The sequence below is a fragment of the Sinomicrobium sp. genome, assembly GCA_029266035.1.
Classification (GTDB): domain Bacteria; phylum Bacteroidota; class Bacteroidia; order Flavobacteriales; family Flavobacteriaceae; genus Sinomicrobium.
Genome location: JAJUFH010000043.1, coordinates 1 through 11,677 on the forward strand (window position 1 = coordinate 1; position 11,677 = coordinate 11,677).

Here is an 11,677-nt window from a genome sequence, read left to right on the forward strand (position 1 = left end):
CAAAACGAAGCAAAAAGTCAAGAAGCCTTTAATGAAATTTTCCCGGCTATCGCGGGAAACCAGCTGAATTCCCGCTTCACGCTCTTTTTGCTGCGCAAACGCGATTCCGCGGGAATACAGCTTATTTCTGAAAAGGCTTCGAATTTTGGAAAATCGTGGGGGTTGCTCGTGCAAAGCAAAAAAACAAAAGCACAGAAAAACGAAAAAACAGAAAAACAGAAAAATACTACGAACCACCAACTAAAAACTAACAAACTAAAATCCATCTAAACCCGAGATAGCCATGTCGCCTCCTTAGGTCGGCTTCTCGCAAGAACATCGTGCATTACCGAGTCTCCTCATCGCCAAGTCTCCCAGTCTCCCAGTCTCCTCGTCCCTCTATCACCTCACTAGCACCATCACCCTTTCCGTTCGAGCAAGGCCATATAAAATCCGTCAAAACCAGATTCGGAGGCGAGTATTTTTTTGTCGGTCATCAATTCAAAAGACTTTCCCTGTTCTGATTTTAGGAATTGCTGTACTTGTTGTTGATTTTCAGATGGGAGTACAGAGCAGGTAGCATAGACCAGTTTGCCACCGGTTTTGACCATTTTGGAATAGCTTTGAAGGAGTTGCTGTTGTGTTTCTCTTATGCGATCGAGGAATTCCGCTTGTAGTTTCCATTTAGAATCCGGATTTCTTTTCAGTACCCCCAGTCCGCTGCAGGGGGCATCGATAAGTACGCGATCTGCTTTGTAGTGTAGTTTTTTGATTACCTTGTTGTTGTCGATAATGCGGTACTCTATGTTGTGAATGCCATTTCTCCTCGCTCGGATTTTCAATTGCTTCATCTTACTCTCGTAAAGATCCATGGCGATAATCTGCCCTTTGTTTTGCATCAGTCCGGCAATATGCAGGGTTTTTCCTCCTGCACCTGCGCAGGCATCGACAACTTTCATTCCGGGTTGAGGGTCGAGTAAGGGGGCAACCAGTTGAGACGATGCGTCTTGCACTTCAAATAGTCCCTCTTTAAACATAGGGGTGAGGAATACATTGCTTCGTTCTTTGAGAATTAGGGCATCGGGATAGTCTTTGTGTATTTCGGTAGCGATGCCTTCGCCGTCGAGTAGTCTCTGTAGTTTTTCCTTACTGGTTTTAATGGTGTTGACTCTCAGTACTACCTTAGCCTGTTCGTTTTGGGCAGCAATTTCTTTTTCCCATACCTTTTCTCCTAATTCTTCAGCCCCTGTTTTGTCGATCCAATCGGGTATAGACTCTCGGTATACGCGTATTTTCGACAAGCTTTCAAAACGTCCTTTAATGCGTCGTGCCGGAGTACCTTCCAGTTGCTTCCAGTCGGGTAGTTTATATCCTCTCATTATGGCCCATACGGCAAAAATACGCCACAGATTATCCCGATTAAAGGGCTCTTTTACATCGGCAATCTCAGCGTAAAGGCGCTTCCATCTCACGATGTCGTAAATCGTTTCTGCCACAAACCTGCGGTCGGAACTGCCCCAGCGCTTGTCCTTTTTCAATGCGCGAGCCACCATTTTGTCGGCGTATTCGCCCTCGTTGAAAATGGCATTAAGAGCATCGATTACGGTAAATACAAGATTTCTGTGAAGGCGTATAGACATAAGATGTAGATTTTTTCAGTGGGCAAAGATAGTGATTAAGTTGCTTAGTATGCTCTCTGTACAATGCTTAAATCAACTCTTAAAATATACTCTAATTCTTGTAAAACTGACATATTGTCGGGCTAAAATAGTGGCTTTTTCGGATGCTAATCACTTGGTGATCACAGAGTGTTGGCAATGATTTTTTGTTATATTTTATGTTTAAGTATCGATGTTTAAAAATCTGGTAATTAATACAATAACTGTTTTGTAAAACTAATAATCTCATTTTGAGAACTACATTTTTTAACTACCCGATTTCAACTAATCAACTACAACGACGTCTTACTCGGTCTGACTTCTATTTTACTGGGTAGTGTTCTGGCCGGCATGCGCAATAGGTCGGCTACCATTTGTCCGATATCTTCGGGTTGTATTTTCCACGCGTCGGAGGCATCGGGGATATTTCCGTTAAAGTAGGTCGCGACCGATCCGGGCATTATGGTGGTTACTTTTACATCGTAAGGGCGCAGGTCGAGCATTGCAGCCTGTGTAAAGCCTACTACTCCAAATTTGGTGGCATTGTACAGGGCGCCTTTGGCAAAGAAGTTTGTTCCTGCAAGACTGGCGATAGTGATCAGGTAACCCTTGCTCTTTTTCAAGGCTTCTACTGATGCTTTTACGGTGTGGAATACTCCTGTTAGATTGGTGTCTATCGTATTGTTCCACTGTTCGAGAGTGAGCTCGTCTATAGCGGCGTATTGTCCGATACCGGCATTGGCAACCACTACATCCAGCTGTCCCCAAGCGTCGAGTACCTTGCTAATAGCTGCCTCTTCAGAAGCGAATTCGCGTACGTCGGAAGCGATAACCATATAGTTGTCGCTGTTGTCGGTAATACTTTTCATCGCTTCTTCACCGGTTTTTACATCCCTGCAACTGATAGCTACTTTCATACCGCTGTTCAATAGTGCTTGTGCAATACCGAGGCCTATCCCTTTAGAACCTCCTGTGATGTATGCTGTTTTGTTTTTCATATCTTATAGTTCTTAGTTTTTAGTTTGTCATCTCGACCGCAGCGCAGAGGGAGGGTTTTGATAGCTTGAATTTCCGGAGTAGCTCTGAGGATTTGGGATGTCGCTAGGCTTTCAAACCCTCCATCATACCTCCGTTATGCCACCTCCCTTCGTCTGAAGTTAGGTGTTGGTTAGGAGAGCATTCAGAACGAGAACCCACTCGCCACCGTTCAGAAAAAATTACCAAACCCCAAACTCCAAACCCCAAACCACAAAAACATCACTCCGCAAGACTTTACGAGGCGATGTTTTTTATGTATTGTGCAATAGAGAATTACTTTCCGAACAGTCCTCCGAGCAGATCTCCTACGCCTCCTTTTTTACCTCCGAAGGCCATTCCGGCTATATCGTCGAGTACGCTGCCGTCTCCGTCGGAATCGAGCAGAGAAGTAACCAGGCTCTGATTTTGTTCTCCCTGCCCGCCCATGAGATTACCGAGTAGTCCCGATACACCTTCTGCAGAATTGACATTTTGGCTTCTAGCTTGCTTACCTAGGTATCCCATAAGAATAGGAGCTGCTATTTTTATGATTTTACTCACAGCACTTGTACTAACTCCGGATTTCTGGCTGATGGCATTTTCTACCGTCGATTGTTTGCTGCCAAGAATATGTCCGAGAATCCCGGCACCGTCTTGTTCGTCTTCTTGATTGATACCTCCGTCGAAAAATCCACCGAGGTTGTCGAGTATACCTCCTCCGCTGTGCTTGCTACCTGAGAGTGCACCGAGTAGGCTAGAGGCTCCTTCGGGAGAAGAAGCATTTTTCTGCATGGCTCCCATGAGTACGGGGAGAGCCATAGACAATACGCTGGTTGTTTCCTGTGTTGAGGTTCCGGCCTCACCGCTAACTCCTCCGATGATTTGTTTGCCAAGGTCGCTGTTCAAAAGGTCTGCTATACCTGCCATATATTTATTGTTTTAGGTTTTAGTCTTAGCAAGATACAAAAAAGTCTCCTCAAATGATCAGAGGAGACTTTTATAAATTTCAGTATTGTCGATTATCGCACTGATTACGACTTTAAAATGCTGATAATTTGCGTTGCGAGCTCTGTACCAATTCTGCTTTGAGCCTCATTGGTGGCAGCACCGATATGAGGGGTAAGCGAAATTTTAGGATGCATAAGAACTTTTACGGCTGGAGTGGGTTCGTTTTCAAAAACGTCGAGCCCTGCAAAAGCCAATTTTCCGCTGTCTAGAGCTTTTACTAAAGCTACTTCATCAATTACACCTCCACGAGCCGCATTTACTAGGGCAGCACCGTCTTTCATAAGTGATAGTTCTTTTTCTCCTATCACGTATTCTTTCTGTGCCGGAACGTGAAGGGTGATAAAATCAGCTTGTCGGTACACCTCTTCAGGAGATATAGTTTCTATTTTTACACTTACCGATTGTCCGTCAAAGAAATCGACAGTAATCTCAGTTTCTTTTACAAATTTGTCGGCAACGACAACTTTCATACCTACACCCAGAGCAATTTTGGCAACTTCAACACCTATGCGTCCGATACCGATAATACCGAGGGTTTTTCCTCTGAGTTCGACTCCTCCTCCATAGGCTTTTTTGAGTTGGCCGAATTTGGTTTCTCCTTCCAAAGGCATATTTCTGTTAGCGTCGTACAGGAAGCGTACTCCTCCGTACAGATGTGCAAATACCAGCTCGGCAACAGACTCTGAAGAAGCTGCCGGGGTGTTGATTACACTAAGACCTTTTGAGCGTGCATATTCTACGTCTATATTGTCCATTCCAACGCCACCTCGACCGATAATTTTGATACTGGGACAGGCGTCTATAAGGTCTTTTCTCACTTTGGTGGCGGAGCGAACCAGTATAACGTCTATACTGTTTTCGTTGATATAGTTTATAAGCTGTTCTTGGGCTACTTTGGTAGTGATTACTTCAAAACCTCCCTGTTCGAGGGCATCGATTCCACTTTGGGAAATTCCGTCGTTAGCTAATACTTTCATTTTGTATTGTTTTGTGTGCCTGTTCCACTTTGGGAATGGCCTGTGGTTTATATTGAGGATTATCCTACTTTTTTCTCCAGTTGTTGCATCACTTCTACCAGTACCTTGGCGCTTTCTACAGAGAGTGCGTTGTACATTGAAGCTCGATATCCTCCTACACTGCGGTGACCATTTAGGTTGTTGATGCCCGCTTCTTTCCAAAGTGTGTCAAAAGTGTCTTTATGAGCTTCGTTTACTAGGTTGAAGGTAGCGTTCATCGGGCTTCTGTCTTCTACTGCTGCAAAGCCTTTAAAAAGCGGATTTCGGTCTATTTCACCGTAAACCAAAGCTGCTTTTTCCCTGTTCAATTTCTCTATAGCTGGGATACCCCCGAGATCTTTGAGCCACTGTAAGGTAAGCATCGACACATACACAGCAAATACCGGAGGCGTATTGAACATACTGTCTTTGTCTAGATGAGCTTTATAGTCGAGCATGGATGGGATGGTACGGGAAACTTTTCCTAGTATATCCTCTCTAATCACCACCAAAGTAGTACCGGAAGGCCCCATATTTTTCTGTGCTCCTGCGTAGATGAGGTCGAATTTGGAAAAGTCTAATTGTCGTGAGAAGATGTCAGAACTCATATCGCAGGCCATCGGAATTCCGGTATCGGGAAATTCTTTAATCTGGGTGCCGAAAATGGTGTTGTTGCTAGTAATGTGAAAATAATCGGCATCTTCAGGGATGCTGTATGATTTTGGGATGTAATTGAAATTGGCGTCTTTTGAAGAAGCCACCTCTACAACTTCTCCCATTATTTTAGCTTCTTTTATAGCCTTGCTGCTCCAGGTGCCAGTGTTGAGATATGCGGCTTTTTTTTCCAGGAGGTTGTAAGCTACCATTAAAAACTGGAGGCTAGCACCTCCTTGCAAGAATAGCGCCTTGTACCCTTTGCCTTCCAGACCAAGCAGTTCGATAGCAAGAGAACGTGCGGTTTCCATTACTTCGATAGCATCCTTGCTGCGGTGTGATATTTCTATCAACGAAAGATCTAATCCGTTGAAGTTGAGTATCGCCTCGGAAGCTTTTTTCATGACTTCCTGTGGAAGGACACATGGTCCGGCACTAAAATTGTGTTTTTTCATTTACGTGTATTTGACAAAAAGTTGTGTTGAAAGAATTCGGTACAAAAATGCTAATTTTAGCCTGAAAAACAGGAAAAAAAATCAGAAATATTTGTTATATCTCTAACAGGAAATCGACAGTGTCTAGTCCGTCTGCATAATCCTTCAGTCCAGGCTTTTGGGTGTTTCCGAAAGAGATTTCAGATTCCGAAAAGCCTTCGGCTACAACACATTGAATTTGTTCGGCCTCTGCCTTTAATTTTTTCTTTAGCTCCCCTGTGTCTGAATAGGTTTCGTAAAAGAGAGTGGCAATAGGAGATCCGTAGCTTTTATCTTCCTTAAGCATCAGAAAACCATTGTCTTGTAATTTGAAAAGGCTCATCAGATACACGGCTTTGTTGTAGTCGTAATTATTGGCGTATTTCTGAATTTCTATAATGTTTTTATAAGGGTATATCGCCTTGAAAAAAAGGTCGAAGTCGTATCCTTCCGGCACAAATAATTTTGATACATTGCGGCATCCGAGTCCGAAATACCTAAAAATATCTTCGCCTAGAGCTTGCAGCTGATCGGGAGTTTCGTCGCCCTTTAGCACGGCCACCGAATTTCTGTTTTTTCGGATGATATGGGGTTTTTTTCCGAAATAGTACTCAAAATACCGTGCGGTATTGTTGCTTCCTGTGGCGATCACGGCATCGTAGTCTTCTATACGATCTTCAGTAAAAGTGATTTTTCCCTTCAATTCCGGTTGTATGTGCTCCAAATATTTGGCGAGAAAGGGGAGTAGGTGTTTGTCGTTAGAGGACTGTTTAACGATGACTGAATGCCCACAGAGCAGCACACTCATAAAATCGTGAAAACCGACCAAGGGGATATTTCCGGCCATGATAACTGCGACACGCTGCGGTTTGGCCTGTTGAAGAGTGTATGATGAGAGCCAGTCTTGTAATTTTTCTTTAGTCAATGCCATCCCCCATTGTTGGAAGGCAAAAGCGAGGTTTGAGGGGGTAAACCACCCGTTGTGTACTTCGGCGAGGCGCAATTGTTGTTTAAAAGCTTCGAAAAAGAGGTCGTTGTGTGCTACACTTTCGTCACGACTAGGAGTTTCTGTTCCGAACTGAGCCATAAAAGCTCCCAATTGTACAAAAGCATCTGTGTTTTTTTGCATGGCATTCGTTTGTTTTTAGATCTCGAAAAACAGTGTAAAAGCAAACTTATCAAGGGATTAAGCCCTATGTGATAAGTCCGAAAAAGCTTGGAAAAATGAAAAGTCTAGTTTTTTTGTATAGAATTCCTTTTCGCCGTATTTTTGCGGTACAAAGTTACACCAAAAAGAGAAAAACATGGCAATTATCATAACCGATGAATGTATAAACTGTGGGGCTTGCGAACCTGAATGCCCAAACACAGCCATTTACGAGGGTGCAGACGACTGGAGATACAGCGACGGTACCTCTCTGTCGGGCGATGTCGTGCTTCCCAATGGAAGTGCGGTGAATGCCGACGAGGCCCAGGAACCTGTATCTGATGAAATCTACTTTATTGTTGCAGATAAATGTACGGAATGTAAAGGCTTCCACGAAGAGCCACAATGTGCCGCGGTATGTCCGGTAGACTGCTGTGTGCCCGATGAAGACCACGTAGAGACCGAAGAAGAGCTACTCGGTAAACAGCGCTTTATGCACGGAGAGTAGCCATAGCGATACAATTTTAAATACAGAGCCGTTCCTTTTTAGGGGCGGCTTTTTTTGATGCCATTCAGAACGTAGTGAACCCGCCTGTCCGGCCGGCAGGGAATCTCGTTTCAAGCCTAAAGAATCTTCAACAGCACAACGCTTCCTCTCCACACATTCCTTTTCTTCATTTTGTCTTGATACAAAACGAAGCAAAAAGTCAAGACGAAACCCATGTAACTGCGCGCCGCAACGCAGCGAACAGTATCAAAGCCACTAACTGGAGGAGATAACAACAAATCGCACTACACTAATTTGTCTATGGGGGAGACGCAAATTTTTGCGTCTCTACAGCGTCTGGTTTATATCATATCGCTGTTCTAGACATCGCCTTGAAAAGGTAGTTGCCCAGGGAATGAGATGGCCACGTCGCACCTCACACTTCGCGGGATGCTCCTCGCCATGACACATCTCACCATCACCGCATCACCCCATCTCCGTGTCAATGCAACCCCAAACCATAAACAACAAACAACGAACTAACCAACTAAATCTAAAAATCAAGTTCTATTCTTCGATGGGGCAGTGTTTAAATCACTATCTTTGTGACTTTATAAATTGTAATACTTCGGTTTTTAACGCCGATCAATCTAACTGATTACCCCAGTCAGTCTCTCATCGAAATTTTTATATGAAAAAAGGTGTACTTGCACTACTTTTTGCGGTGCTTGCTTATGGGACTTATGGGCAAGAAAAAAATATCGATACCTTATTTGAAAAAATAGATCGCACATACGGGCAAACGCCCGATTCTGCAAAGGTTTATCTACATCAACTTTTACGGTATTCCCCTCAGCTTTCCGATAGTCTGATAGCTCGAACTAACAGCAAGTTGGGTACTACTTTTGGGCAGCTGATGATAGTCGATTCTACCAGGTTTTACTACCAAAGAGCGGTAGAAAAAGCACAGGATATCCCTCGCGTTTTAGGTGATATATACAAACAATGGGCGCAATCGGAGCGCATAATGTCCAATTTTGACAAGGCCTTTGAGGTTGTAGATCTATCGGAGAAATACTATAGAGAAAGCAATTATATGCCCGGAGTGGGTTTAGCTTATATAGAAAGGGCATCGAGTTATAGCTATATGTCTAAACATAAAGAGGCAATGGAGTGGCTTAAAAAAGCTATTGTACTGTTTGATGAGATTGATGAGGAAAAAAATAAGGTGTTTGCAGAACAGGAATTGGCCAATAGCTATGTAAATACAGGAGAATTTGAGTTTGCAAGAGATTTGTACGAGGCTATTTTACCCGATGTGAAAAGTAATACAGCAGTGATAAATTATTACTTTACGCTTACAAATTACGCATACTGCCTGAGCAGGCTGGGAGTATATGACAAAGCGGAAGCAAGCTATGGAGAGGCGTTAAAGTTTTTTAAGGACAACAACAACGAGACATTTCACTATTACGTATTGTCAAAATTGGGCGAAATCTACCTCTATGGTAAAAAGGATTACCGCAAGGCAGTCACCTACTTTAGCAGTGCTTACCGCGGAATGTTAAGAATTAGGTCTGTTTATTTAAAATCGACTACTGTAGACTATTTGTCCGCTCTCCGCCAAATAGGAGATATGGAAACCGCTATGGAAGTTGTCAATCAAATAGAGCGGTTAGATCGAGCCAACTCTTTGCAATATAGCGATGAGATTCAGGTGAGTTATCTCGAGAGGATCAAAGAAATTTATTCCGGGACGGGCAATTACAAAAAGGCTTTAGAGACTTTGGAAAAAGCAAATCAATTGCGAGATTCTATAGATAGGAAGAAAGATAAAATCGAATTAAATAGAATTCAAGAACAATATCAGAATGAATACCAACGCAAGGAAAACGATATACTCAAAGACCACAATCAACTTTTAGAACGGCAAAATCAAAATAGAAACATCATTATCGTCCTTGTAGTGGTGCTCAGTCTTATAGTTGTTATCGCCGTTATTTACGGTTATCAAAAACAAAAAAAGAAAGTCGCTTAAAAACCGATGTAGTAGAAAGCTTGCAGCAGGTTGAAAAGCATTTGAAAGAAAAGTTGAAAATTCAAACCGATTTAGATAAGGAGCGAAGAGAAATATTGGAACACAATGAGAGGGAGCTCGTGGTCAACGCGATGAAAATTGCCGATATAAAACGCAGTATTGCTGATATATTGGAAGAGTTTAAAAACGGATCGAATGATCAATTGCTGAAAAGGAAACTCCGTCGACTACTCAAAGACGAAGGAGACTGGGATTACTTTTATAATAAGTTTGTTCAAGTACATCCCAATTTTTCAGGCCAATTAAAGCGGATTTACCCAGATCTGACAAAAAACGATATCGATTTTTGTATACTTCTAAAACTGCGACTTACCAATAAGGAGCTAGCTAATATGCTAAACATTAGTCATAAAAGTGTCATTTCAAAAAGGTATCGACTTCGGAAGAAAATGAGTCTCAGAGAAGAGGATACCTTAGAAGATGTGATAGGGCAGATATGAATTACTACCAACTGTCGAACTAGTCAAAAGCGATGAGGTGGTTTGGAGAGAGTCGATTTCATTCAGAACACGATGTACACCGATGGCCAGTTTACCGGTAGGAGGGGGGAGAATCTCGCTCCAAGTTCAAATAATCTTCAATATTAGCCAAGTCTCTTCCACATAAGACTCTCCTTCCACAGTAGATTTTTTAAATGATTTCGGGATGTTGGTAAGGCTGCATTTTTAATCGTAAATACCTTTGGCCACAATTTTTGTTTTTAATCGGTTGTAACGTCCATTAAAAATCACTAGGGGAGATTACAGTGTTAATTTAAGTGTTTAATCTCAGCTGCAGTTTTTGTGGTTTTAGCTTCTTTTTTTGGTGCTTATTGAGCTGAAAAGTCATTTCTTTAATTTGCTTTTTGTATATCGTGTATTTTTCTTATGTTTTTGATTTGTAGTTTTTTATGTTTTTATTTGCGAGCATTGTCTATACGAATAACACCATTGAAATCACTCTTGTCTATACTTTGTCTATTCTGTTTTGTTTGAGTTTTGTTGTATGTACACTTCTTTTGTACAAAAATTGCTCAAATACTAATACTTTACGATTTGAGACTTTTTTAGACACTCAATAATAATAAGTCGCAGTTTATCGATTAAAGTGGTATTGTGTCGAAAGTAGGAGGTGCCCTATCCTTTAAAGGGAGGGTAAGTGAGTAAATTTGTTGCAAAATATCAGCTTATAGGAAGAGAATTACGCTAACCACATTTTTTGTTTTGAATTTGTTTAAGGTACTACAAAGTTTACAGTAGTGCCCCTCTTTCCTATTGCCTCTTTTTAAGGAGTTAAGTTAATTGTAAATCACTATATATAAGTTCTGTAGGACGATCTGCAGGCGAAAATGTTCACTAATTTAATCTATGTAAGATGAAAAAATTATACGTTTTAGTATTTTTTCTGACCATTGCTTTTTCCGGTCATGCTCAAGTAGGGATCGGAACTCCTATGCCCGATAACTCTGCTCAACTTGATATTGTGGCTCAAGACAAAGGTATCTTAATCCCAAGAGTGGCGCTTTCCGATACCCGCGACATGACCACCATTGCAAGTGGTAATGTAGAGAGCTTACTGGTTTTTAACACAGCAACTTCAGGCGATATCGCCCCCGGATATTACTATTGGTTCGACAACAGCTGGCACCGGGTAATAACAGCAGAAGATATGGCCAGTGGAAATGTGTTAGATAATATAGTGGTGTTTAATCCGCTTACCCAGCAATTCAACTTTATCAATGAAGCTGGAGATCAAGTAAGTATAGATTTAGAGGCAATTAATGTAGCTTACAACAACACTACTAGTGGACTTACAGCAGGTAATGTACAAGCTGCAATTGACGAAGTAGTCAACCGTATCAACAGCGGAGCTGGTGTAGAGTTGGTGGACAACGATAATGGCACAGTATCACTTGTTGCTGACAATGGCGATGTATTGAGCACTGTTAACAAAACTTTGGTATCGGACAACGGTAGTGGAGTTTATACCATCGATACCGGTGACGGCGCTCCTGTAACCATCGACACCAACGCCAATGCGCTGAACTACGACAACAGCGGTAGTGGATTGACAGCTACCGATGTTCAAGGTGCTATCGATGAGATCAAGACTCAATTAGACGGAACAACCGATGTTCTAGTAGACAACGGAAATGGAACATATACCCACACCGCGGTAGATG

Annotated in this window: 10 protein-coding genes and 1 pseudogene; 5 read left to right on the top strand and 6 right to left on the bottom strand. The window is 42.2% G+C overall.

Annotation, left to right across the window (positions count from 1 at the left end; translation table 11 throughout):
* A partial coding sequence (locus tag ACYZZR_RS13005; protein WP_461534444.1) for a hypothetical protein occupies window positions 1–270 on the top strand: 270 nt, incomplete at its 5' end.
* Window positions 271–398: 128 nt separating this feature from the next.
* Here the strand turns inward: ACYZZR_RS13005 and ACYZZR_RS13010 are convergent.
* The 6 genes from ACYZZR_RS13010 to ACYZZR_RS13035 all read right to left on the bottom strand — a co-directional run bounded on the left by ACYZZR_RS13010 (window position 399) and on the right by ACYZZR_RS13035 (window position 6,913).
* Complete coding sequence (locus ACYZZR_RS13010; RefSeq protein ID WP_461534453.1) at window positions 399–1,613, bottom strand: RsmB/NOP family class I SAM-dependent RNA methyltransferase; 1,215 nt, start codon at window positions 1,611–1,613, stop codon at window positions 399–401.
* Between the two features lie 317 nt (window positions 1,614–1,930).
* Entirely contained in the window at window positions 1,931–2,635 is a 705-nt protein-coding gene (locus ACYZZR_RS13015; RefSeq protein WP_461534445.1) for an SDR family oxidoreductase, read from the bottom strand.
* A gap of 313 nt (window positions 2,636–2,948) precedes the next feature.
* Window positions 2,949–3,581, bottom strand: coding sequence for a DUF937 domain-containing protein (locus ACYZZR_RS13020; RefSeq protein WP_461534446.1), 633 nt, complete (start codon window positions 3,579–3,581; stop codon window positions 2,949–2,951).
* Window positions 3,582–3,685: 104 nt separating this feature from the next.
* On the bottom strand, window positions 3,686–4,639 hold the full coding sequence (locus tag ACYZZR_RS13025) for a D-2-hydroxyacid dehydrogenase (RefSeq protein WP_461534447.1): 954 nt from the start codon (window positions 4,637–4,639) through the stop codon (window positions 3,686–3,688).
* A 59-nt stretch (window positions 4,640–4,698) separates the two neighbouring features.
* Window positions 4,699–5,766: a 3-phosphoserine/phosphohydroxythreonine transaminase gene (gene serC / locus ACYZZR_RS13030; protein ID WP_461534448.1), complete on the bottom strand. Its 1,068-nt coding sequence runs from the start codon at window positions 5,764–5,766 to the stop codon at window positions 4,699–4,701.
* Between the two features lie 94 nt (window positions 5,767–5,860).
* On the bottom strand, window positions 5,861–6,913 hold the full coding sequence (locus ACYZZR_RS13035) for an acyl-CoA reductase (RefSeq protein ID WP_461534449.1): 1,053 nt from the start codon (window positions 6,911–6,913) through the stop codon (window positions 5,861–5,863).
* 175 nt (window positions 6,914–7,088) lie between these two features.
* On the opposite strand from ACYZZR_RS13035, the gene ACYZZR_RS13040 reads away from it, so the two are divergent.
* The 4 genes and pseudogenes from ACYZZR_RS13040 to ACYZZR_RS13055 all read left to right on the top strand — a co-directional run.
* Window positions 7,089–7,439, top strand: coding sequence for a 4Fe-4S binding protein (locus ACYZZR_RS13040; protein ID WP_461534450.1), 351 nt, complete (start codon window positions 7,089–7,091; stop codon window positions 7,437–7,439).
* Window positions 7,440–8,109: 670 nt separating this feature from the next.
* Complete coding sequence (locus ACYZZR_RS13045; protein WP_461534451.1) at window positions 8,110–9,456, top strand: tetratricopeptide repeat protein; 1,347 nt, start codon at window positions 8,110–8,112, stop codon at window positions 9,454–9,456.
* Between the two features lie 53 nt (window positions 9,457–9,509).
* A complete protein-coding gene (locus tag ACYZZR_RS13050) occupies window positions 9,510–9,956 on the top strand; it encodes a helix-turn-helix transcriptional regulator (RefSeq protein WP_461534452.1) in 447 nt (148 codons plus the stop codon).
* Window positions 9,957–10,869: 913 nt separating this feature from the next.
* Window positions 10,870–11,677 (top strand): annotated as a pseudogene (locus ACYZZR_RS13055) (hypothetical protein); the annotation flags it as partial.

Bases quoted from the DNA above. Each gene is read 5' to 3' on its own strand.
- ACYZZR_RS13020 (WP_461534446.1), bottom strand. From the start codon at position 3,581: ATGGCAGGTATAGCAGACCTTTTGAACAGCGACCTTGGCAAACAAATC.
- ACYZZR_RS13015 (WP_461534445.1), bottom strand. From the start codon at position 2,635: ATGAAAAACAAAACAGCATACATCACAGGAGGTTCTAAAGGGATAGGC.
- ACYZZR_RS13035 (WP_461534449.1), bottom strand. From the start codon at position 6,913: ATGCAAAAAAACACAGATGCTTTTGTACAATTGGGAGCTTTTATGGCT.
- serC (WP_461534448.1), bottom strand. From the start codon at position 5,766: ATGAAAAAACACAATTTTAGTGCCGGACCATGTGTCCTTCCACAGGAA.
- ACYZZR_RS13040 (WP_461534450.1), top strand. From the start codon at position 7,089: ATGGCAATTATCATAACCGATGAATGTATAAACTGTGGGGCTTGCGAA.
- ACYZZR_RS13025 (WP_461534447.1), bottom strand. From the start codon at position 4,639: ATGAAAGTATTAGCTAACGACGGAATTTCCCAAAGTGGAATCGATGCC.
- ACYZZR_RS13045 (WP_461534451.1), top strand. From the start codon at position 8,110: ATGAAAAAAGGTGTACTTGCACTACTTTTTGCGGTGCTTGCTTATGGG.